Genomic DNA, 20,194 nt, shown 5'->3' with positions numbered 1-20,194 from the left:
GGTCGCTTTGTATGAATCGAGGTGCTACTGGGCTGTAGCTTATTGATAACGGTATGAGTTAAGGGCATTGGACTATCCTTTGTTGGTATTGAGAGCGTGTATAAACTCTAATACCAACATTCTATATAGGACGCCATACCCCTATATAACCCTCAATACCTGAAAAACGCCCAAAATAAAGGGCTAACAGTCTATGACGGTCAGCCCTTTATCGTTGTTTGGTGGAGATGGCGGGAGTTGAACCCGATTACATCATATACAATCACACGCTATCAAACTAGGGCTTATTAAAATCAATGACTTACGATTATGTAATGTGATTAGATGTGATAGTGTTTGACGGTAGGCTGTCAAGAATCATGTCACAGCTTAATTGTCTGCTGCTGCAAATCGCAAGTTACCAGCTACTCGTCTCGCCCAACCTTTACCAAAACTGATCCATCCGCGCAGCCCGGTGTAGAACTCAATGCGTTCCGCATTAAACAATAGTACCACATCATTTTTATCCATTGCTGCAACGGCCTTCAATGTTCTGTCACCAATCAAACCGTCATCACTAGCACCAACTGCACGCTGCAAGAATTTAACGGCTTGTCGGTTGCCATGGTTATATGCTGCATCTGTCAACTGCCATGCAATTAATCTATCTAACTGATCACCCTTCACTGCTTTATAGTATGAATTTTCAGTAATCTTTTTTGCTAGCGACTTTGGTAGCTTACGCATGTCGCCGTGATAACCATGTGCATTCGCAACACGCTTGGTAACGCCGTACATTGTTTCACCGCCCGGATCATTAGGATGATTAACGTAACCACCTTCATGCTTCGTTAATCGCTCGAATATCGTGTCGAATACACTCATAGCTTTTACCTTATTTTAGACATTAAAAAAGCCCCAACTAAGGGGTTGTATTTAATGTTGATAATTATTTGCCAAAGATCGCAAACGCTGCGTCTTTAACTTCTTTGATTACTTCAGCAATCGTCTTACCCTGCCATAAGGCTACGGCTTGATAAACAATGCCGATGGCTAACATACCGAACACTGCCCAGACGAGCATGATTGCGCCCTGTGTCATAACGCTATAATCTTGGTAGCCCATAAATTCGATATGCGCTGCCCCGCCAAACAGCGAGATTGTGACAGCGATAGTAAACTTGACTATCACTGACATATTCACTTGTATCTTACCGTCTTTGCCGATGTCGCCTGATAGCATCAATCCAAATATTGCACCAATCACGGCTGCAAAAACTTTAGGTAGGAATACCATCAACTTTAGTATGATGAGTTCTAAAAACGGTGTGTTCTGTGGCATAACGCCCCCTCAAATTTTAGTCGTAAAAAAACCGCCTTAATTGGCGGTGTGTTAAATAGACTCCAGAAACGCTTTGACTTTATCGGCAATAACCCTGTGTCCTGCGTCGTTTGGATGCAGACCATCCGGCGTGCTGCTCGCTGGTGCTGTGAAGTAATATGCATTTCCTGCCGCTACCCATACCGTTAGATTGCTGCCATGATATAAATCTAAGCAAGGTAGTGAGTAATGTGCTGCGTACTGCTTAATTAGATTACAAAGTTGCTCTAACGTATACCCTTTATTGTTGCTTTCCGCATCACTGCCCCAGTTTTCTAAACGTGGCAATGGTGTGAGTATAGCTATTTTTTTAGTGGGAAATTTATTAAGCAGTGCCGTGAACAAGGTGTTTACACAACCGCTAACAGTTGTTGTTCCTGTTTCCAGAAATACACCCAATGGTTTGTTGCTTGCAGCGCTCGTCAAACCCCAGTCGTTAGTCCCTAGAAATACTGTAACAATATCAATGTCGGTTTCTATTATTGTGCTAACCATGTTATTACGATCAAAGTAACCCGTGCTACTTATGCCATAGTTATATACTGTTAAATCGCCAACATCAGCCTTGATAAAATCATGGTAATTGTTATTTGCTCTAAAGTTTTTAGCTGTAATGCTGTCGCCAATTACCGCCCACTTTTTACCTCTTAAGGATGAGTCGAGATTGTCGATTCGTTTCTGCGCAAGCGAATCTCGCAGCTGTGTATCGCCAATTTTATCTGCTGTTTTTTCAATGTCATGCGTTGATGTCGTACCCTCGTTAACATAAAAATCGGCACGCACATCAAAATTAAGAGACTGTATGTGGGTTGTTGCAAAAGCAAAAAACATACCACTCGGTACTGTAAAGTTTTTAACCAAGGGGTCTACTGTATCTATCAGTGTTAAAACCGTGGTTTGTTTTGTTGGTTGCACGTCCCCAGTTATTGCAACACCTATTTTAAATAAATTTGCAGCAAAATTAGTTGAGTATATTGCGTATGTTTGATTAGGTATAACCGCAAAAACTTGTATTGCAGAGTTAGATAAAGGTACTAATTTCCCAAGACTTGTACCGCCCGCTCCAACATAAAATCCAGCTACCTCATGCGTTGCGATGTTGGGTTTGTAGTTATCATCTGCGCTTAAGTCTGATTTTTTTATTGCATCAGCTGTCTCTATCTTAGCTTGAGCCGACGGATTCCACTTGAGATAAACCCATGTACTACCAACTTTCTCGTAAAATCCGTTAATCATAGCGTTTGCATCATTAGTTACTATCGCATAACTATCAGACGTCAAGGCGCTAGCGGTCATCGCCGCATAGGTAGTGAATGGCGTAGCACCAAGCAAACCATTTTCCACAACCATTCTTGATGCCATTGGCGCAGATGGGTAATCTAACCCCGATCGGCTTATGACAATTTTATCTTCATTTGCAAACTCCCCTAGAGTGTCGCTATCTATGCTCGCGTCAAGCAATTTTTGTATCGTAATCGGCTCAGCCATTTCTTTTCCCCGCAAAAAAGCCCTCATAATGGAGGGCGTATGTTTGAATTAATTTTAGGCTATCAAGCCGTTTATGTAGTCTTTATCGTTTGGATAGTATCTGCTGTCATAAGCTATTGCGCTTATCGATGACTCAAACACACCTTTGCCAGCCTTCTCGCTGACCAGATAAGCGTCAGCCTCTGCATCAGTGGCTTCGGTGATGTTAAATACTGCATGTGTCACACCTGAAGTTACCAATGCCATCATTGGTATGCGTGCCAGCTCAATCTGATGGTCACCAATCTGACCAACGATTTCAATCACGTCAACCGTGCTGTTTTTAAGCTGTAGATGAACGACGTAGCTCTTGCCAGCATCGAGCTCAACCGGATAGTCGAGTGTCAATACTGTATTTTCTTGATATTCGATTTGACCGCTACACAGTATCGGTACCGTAGAATCAACGACAGCAATTCTATCCATGCGCGTCACCAAATCACCCTCTCCATATGCGGTAAACTCTATCGCTTTACGGTTGTATTTCAGCTTATTCCATGCTCGATGTGCTAAAAAATGAGCCTGAGCATTATTGGTGACGCCTTGGCTATCAATCGTCTTGTAGTTGGTTCGCAAGTCGTCAGGCAGCCTAACAATCGCCTCGCTGTAATTATCTGACGGATCGCGCCATTTAAACTCAATGCCGTCATAATTATCTTGGATGCCGAAGAACTCAGTAACCACCATGCTCTCTGGTGCGATATTACGATGATTAAATAACGCGAGGCTGTTAGGTGTTTCGCGCTCAAAGCTAAAATAGTGCAAGCCACCTTCACGACGAGCAGTGCAAAAAACTGCTTCCGCAACTGTAAATATCATCTCTTGATAGCTAGCGTATTTATCATCAAACGTATAGTTAAACTCACAAGCTTTATCGGTGCCAAAGTAAACCGCTATCTCATTACTGATATCATAAAAAGACTGGTTATCAACTTCGGTAGCATCCATACGACCAATGTAAGGATCGAGCGCCATTGCTATCGCAATATCAGCAAAGTCGCTCGTCGGAAGAAAGCCTCCAATCGTATCAAGCTTACGATGGGCGATCATATTCAGTTCACTAGCATTGGTACCAGAACCAATGGCCATGCGCCGCAATCGGACAATGGTGTCATGCTCATAGACTGATTTCTTAGTTTCGTAGTAGCTGTATGCACTCTCAAAAACCACATCATCTATTAAACTTGCGCTATCACCGTTATCATTTTCGCGCTTAACTCTAAACCTGAACTGCCCAGCTTGCGGCAAATCTTTTCTAAGCGTAATACCAATTGGATTTCTATTATTTGCTACGCCTTGCATGACATCGCCGTAGCGATAGACCTGACCTGTGGGCACACCGTCAACGACCATTTGATACTCAACCTCAATGGTCACCTGCTTACTGTCGTCACCATCATATATGCCGTTTTGCGCTAAAAAGTTAAGGATGAAACCAGTGCTGTCTTTGCTACCGGCGTAATACCAACCAATGAAATTATCCTTTGAGCCCTTGATTAAAACCTGCCTGCTCAGAAATTGTTGTTTTTGAGCGGCGGTCAAGCTATCGACCTTGCCCCAATCCGCATTGGTCGCCACGGGATTCACTAACTTTAATACCCCACCGTTTGTACTAGCGACTGTATATGTGCCACTCAAATCCACATTATTGCTATTACCCGTCAATACTGACGCTGTAAGTGCAACAGCATCTTCTGTCAGTAATGAAAAACCAGGGTTAGTAGCAGCAAAGCTGTCCGACAATATGACCTCGTAAAAATAAGCGCCCGATGAACCTGACTTTGTTATTGAAGCAACATCATACTCGCCCGCCAAATCGAGCGCACCGCTTACTGGGTCATTGATTAATAACGACGCAATTCGAACCCTTTTATAATTATCTGGATTGACCACATCGATAGAAGTTGCAATGGTTAGTACACCATCCATCGCCACATTGGTGTTACCCGACAATCTAATGTCTTCGACCGTGCCATAAATGGCATTGCTAATCGTTACTTTTTCGCCAGCAGTAAATTTATAAGAAAAATCAACAGAGCCTTCAATTTTATAATCTACCCAGCGCCCAAAATCTTCGCTCCATCTGCGGCCAGACTCATTTATCGTGTCGCTGGGCACGCTGATTTCATTTGGACTGGTGACGGTTACTGAGCGCGTAGATATTCTTGCACTGTTAGGTGATAGCAGCGTTTGCTTGCCGTCGATAGCGCTTACCTGCTTAGTGACAATCTGCAACTTATCAAAGACAGATCCGATTTGTATTTGTGGATTTGGACTTATGGTTGATTGACCAGGTTCATAGATACTGATGGACGCACCATCAATCGTATTGATTGGTGTTTCGCCTTCTTTGATCGTATCTTCGTTTACAGCAAAGGAGCCGGTACCAATAGACAGTAAGCACTCTTCTACCTGCACACTACCTTCATAATATCGATAAACGGTTGATACCAAATCTGGGATAACTTTAGGCTTGCCATAGATATCTGGTACACGTTCATTGACACGATGCTTGTTTTGACGCTGTGCAAGGCTATTATTTGGAGAGCCTGCTATATCTTGCGGCGCATTCATTTCTGGCATATTCATGTAAGTATAAACTGCCACACCTACTGATATGACCGCGGCGATAATACCAAAGGCAAGTGGTGTGCCAGCATGACACAATACTTGATAGTCCCCAGTCACGTCTTTGAGCGCCCATGCGTCCAGCTTGGTCTTTGGGGTGATATCGTTCTGTACGCAAATTGCGCCTTTATACAAACGGGCTTGCGGATACTGTTCGCGGACTGCTATCCATTCGGTTAATAAGCACGTATAGAAATGCTCAGCAAATTCGCTAGCATCAAGCTCATTGTGAAAAATTTTTAACATCATAAAATCGCACCTTTTTATACTGTCTCTTGATGCTCCGAAGGGTTTCAAAACGTGGACCGCTTTCTGATAGATGCAGTATGCGTCCGCAATAGTACAAGCCCACATGATGTCTATTGTCTAGGGTCATCATGAGGATGATAGTGCCGTCACGTGGCGTAGCAACTAAATCACCCTGCCCCATGCCTTCTTTGGTTGGTATTAATGTATCGTCAAGCGAGCCAGTCAATCCCAAAAAGCAATGGCTAAAGTCATAACTAAATAGGTGCTTGCCAGCATCTATGAGCAAGTGGACACAGTGATAATTGTCACGGTCAAACTGACGATTCAATAAAGGATCAATGCTTTTCATAACAACGCCTTTAAATCAGGATATTCCTCAAGGCTGTAAGTTCGACCTGTGGGCACAGTGTTCTTATCTGGCGTCTTAGCATCGAACGTTGTTGCCTGATGGTCACGGCTCATTTGTTCAATGAACAAGCCTTTTACAACATCGATAGGTTTGTCCTTAGCAAAGGACATGGAGGTCACGTCGTAAGCATATTGACGGTAAATTACTTGTGGGTACTCGTCGCTATCAGATGCTCTTATCTGCTTGATTAGCGGTGGTACAATCTCACCCAAGTCGCCCAAGGTAATGTTGAAGCTTTGATCAAGATCATCAGAGGTTTTACCGCGGTTGATTAACAATGGCGCAAACTCAAAGTTCACCACTTCGCCCGTCTCAAGCATGGCATCAACACCATCGGCGTGATTGGTTACGATACGTATTGGCGTTGGCCATAAGCTGTGACTGACCTCTATTGTCTCGAGGGCGGCGATACTGGGAGAGCTGTCAAGATGCAGGTCTTTGATATCATCAATCGTTACTGCCATTACAAACTCCCTAGTGCATCTGGCAAATCTTCATTAACCAATTTAGCAAGCAAGTTAAGGAGTTTGCGCGGGTCGCCATCGTTCCACAGACCGATGATAGTTTCGTCAAAATCTTTGCCAGTATTATTTGGCTTTAAACGCAAACCAAACGACACGCTATAGACTTTACCGTCACGCTCACCAAGCTGTAGCGAGCCAGCGACAAACTGACAGACGTAGGTAGCAACACTGGTTTCATCAACAATCAAGCGCCAAAGAAACGGACGTGGATTTGTCTGATGGCTGCGCCAGAATGCCCAAAAGTACTGCTGCTTAATTTTCTCATCGAGCATGACAGATGCGGTTACGGTATGTACGTTATTGACAAACTGCACGCGCTGACGGGCGAAACCGCCCATCAGTGCTTGCTCTAATAAATTGTTTGCCACTTCTGGCGTGTAGCCGCGCTGTAATGGACAGAGTGCAAAATTATTCATCGGCGATTCACCCTTGCTGTTGTGCCGCGCTGTATACTCTTGCTCTCGAGTGAGTTGGCGGTGCGAATACGTTTAAATGATTTTTCAATCATCTTGTCTACCATATCGACCGTTACCGTGCCGTCAGGATTATGCCTAGCACTTACCTCAGCGCTTGAATTGTTGTTGATAGTGATGTTGCCGGCACTGGCTTTTTGACCATTTTCCATAAAGTTGGCTAGGTCTTTGTTTTGGCGTGGTGACAATACGCGTTCGCCTTTATCGAGTAAGTAGGTAGATTCTTTAGGTACATAATCAAGACCGCCGTGGGCAATGCCGGCTATGCTTGGTGCTGACATACCTTGGATTCTGGTGGCGCTAGCTACTTGTAGTCCAGCAGCAACTGCCGCACCTGGCGCTGCAATGTATGGGCCAATAAGAGGGATGGCTGACAATGAGTTAAAGGTATTGGAATAGGTCTCTTCGACATTCATGAGCGCTTTATTTACCGCGTAAGCTTGCTCAGCTGCAAACGCAAGCTTGTGCAGTCTTGAGTTTTCGCCAAAGAATACAGAGGCAGCATTGGTCATGCCAGCGAACAACCCTTGATAAATAGCTACGCGCTGCGCAGCCTGCTGTTCCGCTAGCGTCTGGTCTTTTAAAGCATATTCCTGTTCCATTGCCCACATACTGTCTAGGTGTTCTTGACGTGCCAGCTCCAGCAACTCATTGCGTTCAAGCTCTGGCAACGCAAATTCACCGCGCTCATCCACCGCATTGATTTCAGCTTGTCGATTGGAGTACTGACTGTTAACGGAGTTAAATGACTCATCATGATCTTGAGCTAAGCGCCAGACTTCATAATCTTTATTGCTCATAGTGCGCTGAGCCATTGCATCAAGACCAGTGCTAGCAGCAGACAAACCATTGGCCTTCATGCTATTGGCAATACTTTGGTACATCTTGTCTTGGGCGCGCGCCTTGGCTTGTGATGCAAATTTGAAGTTGGCTAAATCTTCTTGATACGCTGCATTTTGCAAGTCAATGAGCAATTGTCTTGACTGGTCATCTTCTGCAAACTCAACGTTGATACGCTCAATTTTTTTGTTATGCGCGTATGTCAGCTTCTCCTCATCCTGCATGTAGCTTTCGAGTATTGATTTTGCGGTGGCGGTGCGTTTTGCGTCATATTCTGCTTTCGCACGATTCAGCAAATCAGTGCGTTCAAGCGAACCTTCGGCATACAAAGATTCAATCTCGGTGACATTGGACACGTAATCACGATCGAGTTTTTCACGCTCAGTGGCGTACTTTGCTTGTATCGAACCTTGACGGCGAAGCGTCTCCTCTTGCAACTTCTGGGCATCTTGCGCTTGCTTGGTCACGGTGTCATAAACCAATTTACTTGTATCGGTCGTGGCTGACTTCATGTAAGCAAGTACGTTTTTAGTGTACTCTTTGGTTTGTCCAATCCCTGTTTTCTTGTTTCTAGCCCATCGGTCAGATAATATCAATGACATTGGGTTTTTATCTACATTGCCCTCGCCTGTATTGTATGCCGCGATGGTTTTAGCCAGGTCGCCATTGAAGTGCTTGTATAGATAACTTAGATACTTGGCGGCACCCTCTGTCGCTTGCTCCATGTTGTAAGCGTTATCAACTTGGAATCTCTTGGCAGTGGCATCTATAAGCTGAAATCCACCTTTTGCTGTTCCCCACTTGGTAGATGGCCCAGTCGCTTTAGTATTACCATGTGACTCCTGCATATGAATGCCGGTCATCAATCCTTGTGGTAAACCATATTGAGCCTCATAGTTTGCAAAGCCATAGTTCTCAGCGTTATTCAGTGCTTTAGTATTCACACTCAGCTTGACAGTCGCTAAACCTTTAAGCGACTTTGCAGTTTTATCGTTAGCCTTAGCAAGCTTTTCTTGCGCCTTAGCCTCTTCTTCAGCAGCGTCAGCCATAGCTCTTGAAGCTATAATCTCTACATCTATTGCACCCGTTCGATAGGGAATACCGTCATTTCTATAAGGGAACGCAGCATTATTGCCCTTAGGGGTTAAAACGCTACCAAACGAAGTGTTTGCTACTGGGCGCTGTGTATTAATCTTATTCATTTTGCTAGAAGCGCCATCTAGCAATTTATTTATAGTTTCCATATCTCTAGCCCATTGGCTAGAGATATCTAACATACTTCCACTAGCTAAAGCTCCAGCAGAAAAGAAACCAGTAAATAAAGCCTTACCTTTATCAGCCAAATTATCAGCATTATAAAAATTTTGCGCTGTTTGTCCTATGTTGGCCATTTGACGACCAACGGCTGAGAATGAATTGATCAGTAGCCCCATGCCAGCTGCTAGCCCAACGACTGATGCTGCTGTAATATTTATAGCTTGACCCACACCACTGATTTCATTTTTGAAGCTACCGCCTTGGGTAGTACCTTCTTTGAAATACTCTATTAGCGTAGCCATGGCTGGTAGAGCGGCAGTGACTAGTTGATTGGATACACCTTCAAATTTAATCTGCAAGCCTTCGACCTCATTTGCTAAGAGCTGAGACTGCTCTATGGACTCCTTAGTTCTTATCACGCCAGCTTCATTGAGGTCATGCTCATAATTACGCAAGGCTTCACCGTTGTTGTCCCAGAGCGGTATTATGTCGCCTAAGCCACTTGCTAATGACTCAGTAACGAATCTTACTTCTTGTGTTGTCGCTCCTGCCTGCTCCATTTCGTTAACTACGGCTTGGATAGCATCTACGCTGTCCATCGTAGATAAGCTTTTACCAAATATTTCTAGCTCCGCATCAGTCTTCTTGGTAGCGTTTTGCATAAGCTCCAAGGTGTCTACTAGACCACCACCACCGGTCGCGCTAAACTCGCCTAGCTTCTCTTGAGCGTCTGCCAAGATATCACCGACGCTTTCCATCTCTAGCCCATACGCACCAGTGGCGGCCGTCAAAACTTGTAGGTTGGTAATAGAAGTGTTTGCTCTTGTGGCCAATCTTTCTAATTGCTCGTCTGCTTCTGCTGTTTGCAATGCTAACGTTACTAACCCCACACCTATAGCAGCGACTGACCCTATAATAGAAGCAGCGCCTATTGCCGCCGCGCCTGCTAAACCTCCTTCGCCAAAAGCGTCAGTAATGGAAGAAAGTTTTTCATTAAGAGAACCTACAGCATCGCCGATAGCCGTGCCACTGAGATCATCTATTAACTTTTCTTTAAACTTACCAACAGACTCACCCATATTTTCAGTACTGTCACGTGTCTCACGTTCAGCACGCGACAGACCATCGGTAAACTCACTCAGGCGTACCGCCAAGTCGAGGGTTAGCGTGCCTAGTGAAGTACCTGCCATAACGAATTGTCCTTATTTTTAGCAATAAAAAACCCCATTGGCGTTTTAAACGCTGATGGGGTTCTTATTGCTATTTTAGTTTATTGAATTATTTTACCACTCTAAACATTTAGCTATTCAAGCTCTCAAAAATACTATTACTTATTAAAGCCTTTAGTAACTTTATATTTAATTTGCTTGTTATCGGCATCTATGACATCTATCAAGGCACCTTTGTACCCAATTTCCTTGGATTGAGACAAGTCGTATTCAACATCATTATTAAAGGCCGGTCTTGCTGTATCACTACTAAATTCACGATAGCCAATATTTATCTTATTACCTACTTTACCGTTATAGAGCAATGTTTGTTGAAAGCTATTTTTATTAGCAGTCGCCCAATTGGTTTTTTTGTACGGAACGTCTGCGGTACAACTGCTGACATAGTTATAAATCGTCATAACACAAAGAGCATTATCCTCTTTTCTAACAGCCAACAAAGCAGGTGGATCTTTTAATAGACCCTTTGTAACTTTACCAGCACCAACGTCATTAGAGATTCTGTACTGCTCATACTTTTCATCTTCACCTTGTTTCGCAAAATAGCCTGAAGATACTCTATTGCCAGACATATTGTAGTCGCCATCTATATAGATAGCATCTTGCTCAACCATCATTCCTTGAGTCAGCATATGATCTCCAAGGCTTGCAGTAGTCACCTGTCCAATTGGTGGGTTACTTATCTCTTTGAGTTCAGGAGTATAATTATAGTTAGGTGTAGCACAAGCAGACAAGACGCCAGCTGTTATAACCGATGTTAGTAGTATATTTTTCATAAAACCCTCTAGATAATTAGTTACTTAAGAGATAGTATTACGAAACAATACAAATATCTAGTTTTACCCTTGTATCAAACGAAGAATTATTTTAAATAAGGTAGGTCGTATGGCAACCGTAGTAGAACAAAGATTACTCCATTGCTCAAAACAAGGCAAAAAAACTATTCACCATCGTAATGCTGAAAAGTTTAATTGGATACTACATATTATATTGGTGATAATTACTTTAGGCTTGTGGTTGTTTGTATTAGCATTTCTATTATTAGCCAATCTATTTGTCAATCATGGCAATTGGGAATGCTCAGAATGTGGTAAATCATACCCTTAACTCTCAACCTGATCTTCAAAACTCACCACGACATCATCTTCATTTGGCATAAACTCAAGCGGCTCCACCCAATCTTCAACTTTAAGCCCTTTATTAATATTCATTGCAATGATATTTGCAGCAGCTTGCTCGACACGCCTGCCAATATTTAAACTACCACGACGCTGACGATATACTGCCCACTGGCTAATCTCAACCATAGTAAGATTGGTTTTAACCTGATGAACTGTATTGCCGCCGATACCAGCCAGCGCAAGCTCAAACAGCAATTCATCTTCACCAGCGATTACCCCTCTTTCTTCTTGGCCGTCTGCTCCGCCACCGCCTTTTTTACACTATCAAGCCCCCATACTTTATTAAATACAGCGTTCGCCAATGGTTGAATAAAGTTTTTTTCGACTTGCTGCTGCGTGAACGTCGTCTTACCTTTTTCATCGACCAATGCCTTACTTATCCATTCAGCAGCAACATCTTCATTGTTATTCATACGTTTATGTAACGAATCACTTTCTAAAAATGGAAGCGTTTTGTACTTGATATCAACTTTGCACAGCTTGCCCTTGTGGTAAAACTCAACTGTATCTTCATGTATCTCTCCAACCAAGCTACCTGCTTTGATGTCTGATAGTTCATACTTTTCCATCTTTCCAATCCTCTAAAAATAGTTAAGCCTCAATTAAGAGGCTTAGTGTTAGTGATCATTACTGATTACAGCACGTTTACGGCGTAGTCTTGTATGCCGTGATAGCTCGAGACTGACGCTTCATAGAGACAGTGTGCTTTACCAACGAATCAGGGTCGAATGTAGGTGCGCTATTTTTCAGCAGGGCTGTGAACGATGTCCAAGTACGACCTTCAGGCAGCGTGACTACACCAGTCAAAGCCTCAAGCGTTGGTACAATCTTACCGTCAGACCAGCCAACGAATACTTCTACGCCTTCACGGTCATCCGCAAGCTGCAGTAAAGTAATATGAGTGGCGTTTTCAGGATCGGTATTAATCGTGATAGACCCTTCACCCGGTGTATTCAGTCCATAAGTGGACGTTGCTGAATCTTCTTCCTCCAGACACGTATCAGGGATATCAGTGGGGCTATCATCACCCAACACAATGCCTGTGATACACATCATTTTAGTCAGTACCACTGCACCCTCTTCACCGTGTTTAATCCAAACATTGGTACCTTGCGTGAATACGCCTTTTTTAATCTTAGCCATAACGAGTTGTCCTGTAATTTGATGGAGTTTTGATTGTGAATTGATGGGGTTTTGATTAACAACTAACGCTCTAAGATCCAATTTGCATCGAATCCGCGACCGTATAGCTTGGCTTTGCTGTCATGCTGACTGATTGATGGGTTTAATATCCAAGAGTGTTTCTCTAGCACCGCTCGTACCGCATCACGAATTTCATTGGCTTTGCGTGGACTGGTGTCATACACCATCACCTGATATTGAGTATCGTCAAAATTTGCGGGTTCATCCAAATGATTGTTTGCTTGCCCTGATATGGTTTGCCAGACGATGTACGGTGGCGCTGTACCAAAGGGCGCTACATCCTCAAACGCTTTACTCTCGACATTGATAAGCAATGCCAAGTCGATATCAGCTTTAAGTGTGCGGTATATCGGTAAAAAGCTCATAGTTTGGCAATCTCCTTATCAAGCTCTTCTTTGTATGCTCTGGTAAATTCAGCCTGCACCGCGGCCATATTGTTATTTAGTGCCGGTCGCAAAAAAGGAGTAGCGTTATTGGTAGCGCTTCCATACTCTACCAGTCTGAAGTACCAAGTATCACCGCCGGGGTTTTTCTTATCGCCCTGCGTCTGATAAGTTCGACCTATTCGGTTTGCACGTCGATTGTCTGCATTGGTACCGTACTTTCTCGCACCGCCTTTTACACCGACCTTCATCACAACATTATCAACGCCCTTAGTTTTACCGGGCTTAGTAACGATGTTTTTCCAAATCTTTTCGGGGCTGTCTTTGTCATCGAGCGCTTTGGCATTGATTACAGCTGCTTTTTTGACGATGTTCATTGCTTTTCGTGAAGAGCGTGTGGCAGCATTTTTGGCTTTACGTTGATTGCCAAGCTGACGTAGCTTTGCTTGCACTTCATCAAGCCCGGTAATTTCGTTTGCCATGATTAGTCCTTGAATTGCTCAATGCCGCCTGAAAGAGCAAATGTAAAATACTCCAAACCGCTATCACTATCATCAAGCCCTTGGCTATCTATTGCATACAATCGACCCTTCCAAATAACACGCATAGTCGTATCGATATCAAGACCAGTGCGATAGCGGACTTTCATTCGAGCAGTGATTTCAGAGTCAGCAGCTTGGGCGCTAAGCAAATCCTTAGTAGATAGAGGCGTGATTTTGGCATAGGCTTTTTTGTAGTCGATCCACTCTGACGGCAAATCATATCCATCTTCATCACGCCCACCCTTAACATAGCTTTGGATAGTGACGCGGTGCTTTAACTCGCCAGCATTGACTGCCATATTATTCACCCATCTAAAAAGGTTGAGCCTGTTTCGTCATCGTCGTCTTGTTGCTCGACGAGCTCGTTTAATATCTCATCGTGCTGATCAAGCAGTCGCAATATGATTTGCTCTTTTTCACTGGACTGCTGGATGAGTACGTTATTTTGTTCGACCAGTTTGGTCGTCAGTGTTATTAAGCTTGGCAATAAGCTGCTTAGCTCGTTTTCTGGCTTCATCGGTTCTTCGTTTGATCCACTCACGGCGTGCCTCGCATCCTTTACATGACATAATATTAAATTCCCATATTTCGATAGGGCTGTAGCAGATGATAAGCACCCATTGGCATCTCGGTCATCGATGATTCAGACACTGCTTCACGATGGGCGTACCAGTGGCCAACGATGAGTAACATCGCTTGGTCAATAGAGGCATTATCAATAACACCATTAGGGTCATCATCTGGCACCGCCAATTCGTAAATGGTGCGGTCAAGGTGCATTTGAACATGGTCACGAGCAGCTGCCATGTATCCTGACAGCAGCACATCTTCATCATCATGCTCGATGCGGCATTGAAATTTCACCTGCTCGAGTGTGACCATGGTTAATCTGCCTTGTCTTTGGTGTCGGTTTTCACTGCTGCCGCTTTGGTTTTTGGCGTTTCCGCTTTTGCTACATCAACATGAGGTGCATCAACTTCGACAGCGTAGCCTTTATTGATCAGTTTTTTACCTTCTGCTTTGTCGACTTCAACAGTGGTATCGCGCTGCAGAGGGGTTCGGTTGACTATCATGTATCTCAAAGTACGTATAAACATAACGGTTTACTCTGATTTGTTAGCTGGCTCTTTTGCCATCTTGTTTTTGGTTTCAGGTGCTGCCTTCTCTGCCTCACCAGCCTCTTTCTTAGCCTGTTCAGCATCAGCCTTAGCCTCTGCAGCTTCCTTTTCAGCTTTTTCTGCAGCCGCCTTAGCATCAGCGGCAGCTTTTTTCTTATCTGCTGCAGCTGCTTTAGGATCGATAATCAACCCCATTCTTAGAAGCTCTTTAGCGTCTGAGTCGTTTTTAACTTCGCGCGTATCGCCTTCAAAGTATTGCTTGTCACCCCAGTGCTGCTTAGTTACCTTGTATTCCATGACCTACTCCTTTTAGTAAGACAAAATCAGCTTAATAAACTGGCTTTGGCTTAATAAAAAAACACGCAACTTGATAGACAAGTTGCGTGTTTTGTATTTTTAAGGATAAAAGTTTCGTGATTACTAAGGCGTAGTTTTCGCCGCTAGCGTTCCAGTGATGAATGCTTCTGGACGATAGACTGCAAGTGCCAAGCGCTCTTCACAAAGAATGGTAATCATATTCTTCACAAAGTCATCTTCGTTCTCAGTCGCAATGGCAATTGATGCTTGCTGACGGTCAAAGACTTGGGCTCCCATATTAAATGCGCCAGTCAAGAACTTACCAACACCCATCGCTTGAGTGGCAACGACTGGCAGACCCCACATGGTTGGGTTAGCAGTACCTTGCGGCTGCCCAATGATGTAACGACCTTCTGTATCTTTCGATAATTCCATCAATGTCCAGTCAATTGGGTTCAGGACGTGACCACTTGCCGGATATTCAGCCAATACCGCTTGCAGCATTGCCAAGCGCAATTGATCCATGATCGTATAGTTAGCCATGCCAGTAGGGTCAGCAAAGGCAGTCGCTTGTGGCACAATACCTTTTAGATTACCCGTCAATCCGTCACCATTTAGCAATTGACGGTCTTCAACCAATTTCAAGCCATACATCAATCGGCCGCCGATATAGGATTCAAGCTGCGCCGCGTCGTCCAAAATTTGACGAGATGCCTTGATGTGGTGAGCAATCGTGCGAACGGCAGATGTTTCATCAGCGAATTGGATATCAGACTTAGCTTTCAACGCACCTTCAGCACTTTGCGCAGCTGCGTTATTGGTAAAGCCAGTTTCACGAATGTACTCAATAGAGTTGCTATCGGTGGTGCCAGATGCAATCAAATCGCGGATATGCAACATTTGATTGGGCGGTGCAATGATGCCAGCTTGGCGCTGAGGCGTAGTCAACGCGCCAGCCGAACCAGGCGCAGCAGTCGTTGCGCTAGTAACGTCTTTAATATGCAAAGTCGCGCGGCCGCCATTTCGTGGGTTTTCAGCGAATGACTTAAACTGCTCACTTTCAAACATCTGCTGACCAAGTGATTTTTGCTCAACCTGACCATCATCACCACGACGTGCTTGCTTCTGCTCAAAGTCATCAAGACGAGTCTTAGCTTCATTCATCGCCGTTAATGCATTATCGACCTGATCTTTTAGGTCGCCCATATTCTTTTCGCCCGCCTGCATTTTGCCTTTTAATTCGACGCCTAACGCTTTTACGCTGTCAGTTGCTTTCGCAAATTCAGTGGCGAGCTCTTTTACTTGATCTTCAGGATCCATAACAACCTCTATAAATTAATGTTTTTTAAGATAGTGAGCGTGGCGCTCATATCGGTATTAGCTGATTGTTTTGCTTCAGGCTCGCCCTGAATCAGTGAGCGCAGACCATGCCCAGCTATGGCAGTAGCTTGCGATTTGGAGAAGCCACCAGCATCGCGCAGGAACTTCTCAAATTCGGGTAGTGTGGGCATCTTGCCCTTTTCTAAAATAGATTTAACGCTATCAATTCGGCTCTCTTCATTAGCGGGAAAGGTCACAACGCTGACTTCTTTTAAGTCAATGGCCAGTAATTCCAGTACCGACTCGTCTTCGTTATAGGACCACTTCTGCAACCGATAACCGATAGACAGACCATCAATGGCTCCGTGCTTCATTAGCGCATGAGTCTCACGTGCTCGAGCAACATCTTTGATAAGCAAGCGACCTTCACCATATAACCCGTGATCATCTTCGGTCAGCTTGGTCCAAACGCCAATCACTTCGCTACGATTGTGTTGCCATAGAATTGGCGGCATCTTACCTTTGTCTGCCCATGCCTTGATGCTGTCAGCGAATGCACCTTTCTTAACAACTTCACCGTAACTGTCTTCAACGTCATTGACGCTGCAATAACCACTGAAAAGGCCCTCATCGTCGATGGCTTTTACGTCAAAGCTAATCGCTTTCGTTTTTAGTTGACTCATTGTTTTTTCCTAATAGTTCGATAGGTGTGAGGTTGAGCTGTACGGTAAGTTGATCAGCACCAGCATGTGCTGGTAAATCCTCTAATGCTCGTACTTCGTTACGGGTCATCACGCCATTTTGTAGTAGCTGACTATAGAAAGCTGAACGAGCTGCACTATCTGCACGCAACAAACCTTCAACCGAAAACTTCGGTGAGTATTTTTTACGCTCTTCAGGTGTCAGCAGCTTGCGCGTAACCATTTGCTCAATACGTACCAGTGTTGGCCGTAAGCCATACGTTAGGTAACCCAAGTTCATTTGCTCAAGACTAGACGCCCATGAGGACGCCTTATCCATGTGATAGATAAGCTGTGGCGGGGTTTTGAAGGTTCTACATATCTCTTCGATACCAAAGCGGCGGTTTTCAAGCAACTGAGCATCTTGTGCACTAATACGTATATGTGAAGCACTGGCTGGTTCCATACCAGCTTCGAGTACCATCCACTTGCCAGCATTCTGAGGCTCACCAAATGTCGCTAAGTTTTGGCGTAAGCGTTCACGCTGCTCATTGTTAAGCGTTTTTTCGCCAGTCTTAAGAAAGCCGCCCGCCTTGAGATTGTTTTTAAATTCAGAATTAGCGGCATTGTTTGCATCGATCTGACCACCAATAACATCGGACTGATATTTGATAGCCGACAAACCAACCAAGCCATCAAGAGAAAATCCTTTTAGATGCAAGATGTCTTCTTCGTCATAAACAACTTCGTTCTTAGTGCCTTTCTTATATGTGTAATCGATTTTACCCACATTACTGCGACTTACGTGCATATGTTCTGGGTCTAAAAACTCTAAAGCGATGACTGTTTTTAAAGTGTTTCTAAGTATGAGTGCATATCCATTGCCATCCAGCTCTTGAGAAGCAACCATCGCTTCCCAAAACTCACTGGCAGTCATGTCAGCGTTGGGCTGATCGTGCAAAATTCGATACAAAGGATGGTCTTTTGCTAGGTCTTTATTTTCATCACGAAGGTGGAACGGCAAGGAAGCAATGGTTTCACTACGTAATCGGACACATGCCCACACAGTTGCAAGCTTCATCGCCTTATCTGGGCTGATGCTATTACCACCAGCAGTGCTGCCGCCCGTAAAAGGGATAGAAGTATCTCCCTTATCTAAGCGGCTCTCATTGCGCCACGAACCTCTGAATCGTGACCACCAGTTACTGTCATTAAGTGTACTCATGCGATAATTGGGTCCATTAGAAAGTCGTTTAAGTTGCCAGCGTCATGGTCATGCACCGTCGCACGTGCCAACGCCATGATTCCAGCAACTGGCCCATCAATTTTGTTTTCAGCTCGCTCTTTGTTTGGATAGATATTGTCTTTTTTGTCTAAGGTCGCAGTCACGTTCGATATCATCCAAGTCATGATTGGGCAATCGCCATGCGCCCATCGCTGTGACAGCACCAATGCTTCCATCTCTTTCATGGGTTCAGATATCATCTGCACGGTATGGCGTATCTCAACCATTGTTACGCCATCGTTTTCCATGTTTTGAGCGAGTTGTGCGGCTTGCCATGGGTCAAACGCCACCTCTTGCACATCGTGAGTCACCATGTCATCACGGATATCATCTTCAATCACTGAGAACTGAATGACCTCACCATCAGTCACGGTAAGCAAGCCAAGCTTGTCCCACTCTTGGTATCGCTCACTATTAACCTCACCCTCTTCGTAGAGGCGTGCTTCTGGAATGTAGTACTTGCCGTGGACGTGGTAATCAGGATCCCCACCATACGGAGGAAAGATCATAATCTTAGCGACCATATCAATCTTAGTTGCCAAATCGAGGCCGATATAACACGGACGGCCCTGTAATTCATCAAGAGATAAACGTGCCGGCGCTTGATTCCACTTGGACATATTCATCCAAGCAGACTTGGCACCGACAAATTCATTGACGTGCTTGGTTCTGAATGTGTTTTGCTTGCGTGCTGACTGCACAGCATCACGGCACCGCGCTTCTAAGAAGTCGCCACTGACCGATATGTCGTAGTTTGGATTGGCTTTACGTAAAGCAAGCTCGCTTGTCCAGTCGTCATCTTCGTCTTTGGTGTAGATCATCGCCCACATATCAGGGATATCCATCACACCTTCAAGCATTTTTTGTGCGTCACGAATGAGTAGGTAGCAAGGTCCACCAATGCCGCTACCGGCAGTGGTGATAACGACCATCATTGGCTGCTCACGCGAACCCATGCCCGTTTCCATTGTGTCGTACAATGTGCTGTCTTTGTGCTCATGGTATTCATCAACCAACGCACAAGACGGACTTGAACCGTCACCTGGTGTACCAATGATTGGCTCGAATCGACTGCCATCACGTGATACATTCATGTTGGATGCATTGGATTCAATGCCATACCACTCTTTCATTTGTGGTGTGCGGTCAACCATTTGCTTAGCAGGTCGGAACACTTCCCATGCTTGCTTCTCAGTGGTTGCGCCCGAATAAACCTCAGCACCAAACTCACCATCAGCGACGAACATATACAAGCCGATACCAGCAGCAATGATTGATTTGCCGTTTTTACGTGGCACAAAGATGATGACTCGTGTATAGCGACGCAGCTTAGTTTTCTTGTGTATCCAACCAAACGGAATGCAGATACTGAATAACTGCCAAGGCTCGAGCGTGATCAATAAGCGATCTTGTGCCCATTTGCCTTTGGTGTGCGGTAGTAATTGGATGAATTTGGCTATCTTTTCGGCTTTTGCAGGGTCAAACTTGTACGGAAAATCCTTTGAGCGACTGGATTTTTTGTCATCAAGGTGACGTTGGCATGCTAGTTTTACCCACTTACATGCGATGATTTTGCCCGCAACAACGTCGCGTGCATACTTTTCAGCTTTAGCAACATTGGTGTATTTGGTACGGGCCATTTCATAGTTTCTTGTCTTTTATTAGGCGTAAAAAAACCACCCTATGGGT

At 44.4% G+C, this 20,194-nt stretch carries 24 protein-coding genes; 1 reads left to right on the top strand and 23 read right to left on the bottom strand.

Annotation, left to right across the window (positions count from 1 at the left end; all coding sequences use genetic code 11):
• Window positions 1-369 precede the first annotated feature (369 nt).
• The 9 genes from Q6344_04750 to Q6344_04710 form a co-directional block, all read right to left on the bottom strand.
• Window positions 370-864: a glycosyl hydrolase 108 family protein gene (locus tag Q6344_04750; GenBank protein ID WLG14648.1), complete on the bottom strand. Its 495-nt coding sequence runs from the start codon at window positions 862-864 to the stop codon at window positions 370-372.
• 64 nt (window positions 865-928) lie between these two features.
• Window positions 929-1,321, bottom strand: a complete 393-nt coding sequence (locus Q6344_04745; protein WLG14647.1) for a hypothetical protein — start codon at window positions 1,319-1,321, stop codon at window positions 929-931.
• A gap of 51 nt (window positions 1,322-1,372) precedes the next feature.
• Window positions 1,373-2,848: an SGNH/GDSL hydrolase family protein gene (locus Q6344_04740; GenBank protein ID WLG14646.1), complete on the bottom strand. Its 1,476-nt coding sequence runs from the start codon at window positions 2,846-2,848 to the stop codon at window positions 1,373-1,375.
• Window positions 2,849-2,902: 54 nt separating this feature from the next.
• Window positions 2,903-5,764: a host specificity factor TipJ family phage tail protein gene (locus tag Q6344_04735; GenBank protein WLG14645.1), complete on the bottom strand. Its 2,862-nt coding sequence runs from the start codon at window positions 5,762-5,764 to the stop codon at window positions 2,903-2,905.
• Window positions 5,739-6,113, bottom strand: a complete 375-nt coding sequence (locus Q6344_04730) for a hypothetical protein (protein WLG14644.1) — start codon at window positions 6,111-6,113, stop codon at window positions 5,739-5,741. The genes Q6344_04735 and Q6344_04730 overlap by 26 nt, the downstream gene beginning before the upstream one ends.
• Window positions 6,110-6,637, bottom strand: coding sequence for a DUF1833 family protein (locus Q6344_04725; GenBank protein WLG14643.1), 528 nt, complete (start codon window positions 6,635-6,637; stop codon window positions 6,110-6,112). The genes Q6344_04730 and Q6344_04725 overlap by 4 nt, the downstream gene beginning before the upstream one ends.
• Complete coding sequence (locus Q6344_04720) at window positions 6,637-7,113, bottom strand: hypothetical protein (GenBank protein ID WLG14642.1); 477 nt, start codon at window positions 7,111-7,113, stop codon at window positions 6,637-6,639. The genes Q6344_04725 and Q6344_04720 overlap by 1 nt, the downstream gene beginning before the upstream one ends.
• The gene (locus tag Q6344_04715; GenBank protein ID WLG14641.1) at window positions 7,110-10,457 is read right to left on the bottom strand and encodes a lytic transglycosylase domain-containing protein; all 3,348 of its coding nucleotides are present in this window, start codon (window positions 10,455-10,457) and stop codon (window positions 7,110-7,112) included. The genes Q6344_04720 and Q6344_04715 overlap by 4 nt, the downstream gene beginning before the upstream one ends.
• A 137-nt stretch (window positions 10,458-10,594) precedes the next feature.
• Window positions 10,595-11,272, bottom strand: a complete 678-nt coding sequence (locus Q6344_04710; GenBank protein WLG14640.1) for a hypothetical protein — start codon at window positions 11,270-11,272, stop codon at window positions 10,595-10,597.
• Between the two features lie 109 nt (window positions 11,273-11,381).
• On the opposite strand from Q6344_04710, the gene Q6344_04705 reads away from it, so the two are divergent.
• Window positions 11,382-11,603 carry a hypothetical protein gene (locus tag Q6344_04705; protein WLG14639.1) on the top strand — a complete coding sequence of 74 codons (222 nt, stop codon included), beginning with the start codon at window positions 11,382-11,384 and terminating at the stop codon, window positions 11,601-11,603.
• Here the strand turns inward: Q6344_04705 and Q6344_04700 are convergent.
• The 14 genes from Q6344_04700 to Q6344_04635 all read right to left on the bottom strand — a co-directional run bounded on the left by Q6344_04700 (window position 11,600) and on the right by Q6344_04635 (window position 20,145).
• Window positions 11,600-11,872 carry a hypothetical protein gene (locus tag Q6344_04700; protein ID WLG14638.1) on the bottom strand — a complete coding sequence of 91 codons (273 nt, stop codon included), beginning with the start codon at window positions 11,870-11,872 and terminating at the stop codon, window positions 11,600-11,602. The two genes, Q6344_04705 and Q6344_04700, sit on opposite strands and share 4 nt — an antisense overlap.
• A 17-nt stretch (window positions 11,873-11,889) precedes the next feature.
• Entirely contained in the window at window positions 11,890-12,246 is a 357-nt protein-coding gene (locus Q6344_04695) for a phage tail assembly chaperone family protein, TAC (GenBank protein WLG14637.1), read from the bottom strand.
• Between the two features lie 76 nt (window positions 12,247-12,322).
• Window positions 12,323-12,820, bottom strand: coding sequence for a phage tail tube protein (locus Q6344_04690; protein WLG14636.1), 498 nt, complete (start codon window positions 12,818-12,820; stop codon window positions 12,323-12,325).
• A gap of 62 nt (window positions 12,821-12,882) precedes the next feature.
• Window positions 12,883-13,245 (bottom strand): DUF3168 domain-containing protein, encoded by a 363-nt coding sequence (locus Q6344_04685; protein WLG14635.1) that lies wholly within the window; start codon window positions 13,243-13,245, stop codon window positions 12,883-12,885.
• Complete coding sequence (locus Q6344_04680) at window positions 13,242-13,745, bottom strand: hypothetical protein (protein WLG14634.1); 504 nt, start codon at window positions 13,743-13,745, stop codon at window positions 13,242-13,244. Before Q6344_04680 ends, Q6344_04685 begins: the two co-directional genes overlap by 4 nt.
• A gap of 2 nt (window positions 13,746-13,747) precedes the next feature.
• Window positions 13,748-14,104 (bottom strand): phage head closure protein, encoded by a 357-nt coding sequence (locus Q6344_04675; protein ID WLG14633.1) that lies wholly within the window; start codon window positions 14,102-14,104, stop codon window positions 13,748-13,750.
• Between the two features lie 5 nt (window positions 14,105-14,109).
• A complete protein-coding gene (locus tag Q6344_04670; protein ID WLG14632.1) occupies window positions 14,110-14,346 on the bottom strand; it encodes a hypothetical protein in 237 nt (78 codons plus the stop codon).
• Window positions 14,347-14,378: 32 nt separating this feature from the next.
• A complete protein-coding gene (locus tag Q6344_04665; protein ID WLG14631.1) occupies window positions 14,379-14,687 on the bottom strand; it encodes a head-tail connector protein in 309 nt (102 codons plus the stop codon).
• 2 nt (window positions 14,688-14,689) lie between these two features.
• Window positions 14,690-14,878, bottom strand: a complete 189-nt coding sequence (locus Q6344_04660) for a hypothetical protein (protein WLG14630.1) — start codon at window positions 14,876-14,878, stop codon at window positions 14,690-14,692.
• 30 nt (window positions 14,879-14,908) lie between these two features.
• Window positions 14,909-15,220, bottom strand: coding sequence for a hypothetical protein (locus Q6344_04655; GenBank protein WLG14629.1), 312 nt, complete (start codon window positions 15,218-15,220; stop codon window positions 14,909-14,911).
• Between the two features lie 123 nt (window positions 15,221-15,343).
• A complete protein-coding gene (locus Q6344_04650) occupies window positions 15,344-16,540 on the bottom strand; it encodes a phage major capsid protein (GenBank protein ID WLG14628.1) in 1,197 nt (398 codons plus the stop codon).
• Between the two features lie 8 nt (window positions 16,541-16,548).
• A complete protein-coding gene (locus Q6344_04645) occupies window positions 16,549-17,223 on the bottom strand; it encodes an HK97 family phage prohead protease (GenBank protein ID WLG14627.1) in 675 nt (224 codons plus the stop codon).
• Window positions 17,195-18,445 carry a phage portal protein gene (locus Q6344_04640; GenBank protein WLG14626.1) on the bottom strand — a complete coding sequence of 417 codons (1,251 nt, stop codon included), beginning with the start codon at window positions 18,443-18,445 and terminating at the stop codon, window positions 17,195-17,197. Before Q6344_04640 ends, Q6344_04645 begins: the two co-directional genes overlap by 29 nt.
• A complete protein-coding gene (locus tag Q6344_04635) occupies window positions 18,442-20,145 on the bottom strand; it encodes a terminase large subunit (GenBank protein ID WLG14625.1) in 1,704 nt (567 codons plus the stop codon). Before Q6344_04635 ends, Q6344_04640 begins: the two co-directional genes overlap by 4 nt.
• Between the last annotated feature and the right edge of the window lie 49 nt (window positions 20,146-20,194).

This window comes from Psychrobacter cibarius (genome assembly GCA_030686115.1).
Taxonomy (GTDB): Bacteria; Pseudomonadota; Gammaproteobacteria; order Pseudomonadales; family Moraxellaceae; genus Psychrobacter; species Psychrobacter cibarius_C.
Note: the sequence above shows the minus strand (reverse complement) of the source record. Positions and strands in the feature narration are given on the sequence as shown.

Excerpts from the sequence above, each read along its gene's own strand:
- Q6344_04745 (WLG14647.1), bottom strand. The coding sequence starts at position 1,321 with ATGCCACAGAACACACCGTTTTTAGAACTCATCATACTAAAGTTGATG.
- Q6344_04695 (WLG14637.1), bottom strand. The coding sequence starts at position 12,246 with ATGGAAAAGTATGAACTATCAGACATCAAAGCAGGTAGCTTGGTTGGA.
- Q6344_04655 (WLG14629.1), bottom strand. The coding sequence starts at position 15,220 with ATGGAATACAAGGTAACTAAGCAGCACTGGGGTGACAAGCAATACTTT.
- Q6344_04740 (WLG14646.1), bottom strand. The coding sequence starts at position 2,848 with ATGGCTGAGCCGATTACGATACAAAAATTGCTTGACGCGAGCATAGAT.
- Q6344_04665 (WLG14631.1), bottom strand. The coding sequence starts at position 14,687 with ATGGTCACACTCGAGCAGGTGAAATTTCAATGCCGCATCGAGCATGAT.
- Q6344_04660 (WLG14630.1), bottom strand. The coding sequence starts at position 14,878 with ATGATAGTCAACCGAACCCCTCTGCAGCGCGATACCACTGTTGAAGTC.
- Q6344_04730 (WLG14644.1), bottom strand. The coding sequence starts at position 6,113 with ATGAAAAGCATTGATCCTTTATTGAATCGTCAGTTTGACCGTGACAAT.
- Q6344_04710 (WLG14640.1), bottom strand. The coding sequence starts at position 11,272 with ATGAAAAATATACTACTAACATCGGTTATAACAGCTGGCGTCTTGTCT.
- Q6344_04715 (WLG14641.1), bottom strand. The coding sequence starts at position 10,457 with ATGGCAGGTACTTCACTAGGCACGCTAACCCTCGACTTGGCGGTACGC.
- Q6344_04685 (WLG14635.1), bottom strand. The coding sequence starts at position 13,245 with ATGAGCTTTTTACCGATATACCGCACACTTAAAGCTGATATCGACTTG.
- Q6344_04725 (WLG14643.1), bottom strand. The coding sequence starts at position 6,637 with ATGGCAGTAACGATTGATGATATCAAAGACCTGCATCTTGACAGCTCT.
- Q6344_04680 (WLG14634.1), bottom strand. The coding sequence starts at position 13,745 with ATGGCAAACGAAATTACCGGGCTTGATGAAGTGCAAGCAAAGCTACGT.
- Q6344_04735 (WLG14645.1), bottom strand. The coding sequence starts at position 5,764 with ATGATGTTAAAAATTTTTCACAATGAGCTTGATGCTAGCGAATTTGCT.
- Q6344_04750 (WLG14648.1), bottom strand. The coding sequence starts at position 864 with ATGAGTGTATTCGACACGATATTCGAGCGATTAACGAAGCATGAAGGT.
- Q6344_04690 (WLG14636.1), bottom strand. The coding sequence starts at position 12,820 with ATGGCTAAGATTAAAAAAGGCGTATTCACGCAAGGTACCAATGTTTGG.
- Q6344_04675 (WLG14633.1), bottom strand. The coding sequence starts at position 14,104 with ATGGCAGTCAATGCTGGCGAGTTAAAGCACCGCGTCACTATCCAAAGC.
- Q6344_04635 (WLG14625.1), bottom strand. The coding sequence starts at position 20,145 with ATGGCCCGTACCAAATACACCAATGTTGCTAAAGCTGAAAAGTATGCA.
- Q6344_04705 (WLG14639.1), top strand. The coding sequence starts at position 11,382 with ATGGCAACCGTAGTAGAACAAAGATTACTCCATTGCTCAAAACAAGGC.
- Q6344_04720 (WLG14642.1), bottom strand. The coding sequence starts at position 7,113 with ATGAATAATTTTGCACTCTGTCCATTACAGCGCGGCTACACGCCAGAA.
- Q6344_04645 (WLG14627.1), bottom strand. The coding sequence starts at position 17,223 with ATGAGTCAACTAAAAACGAAAGCGATTAGCTTTGACGTAAAAGCCATC.
- Q6344_04640 (WLG14626.1), bottom strand. The coding sequence starts at position 18,445 with ATGAGTACACTTAATGACAGTAACTGGTGGTCACGATTCAGAGGTTCG.
- Q6344_04650 (WLG14628.1), bottom strand. The coding sequence starts at position 16,540 with ATGGATCCTGAAGATCAAGTAAAAGAGCTCGCCACTGAATTTGCGAAA.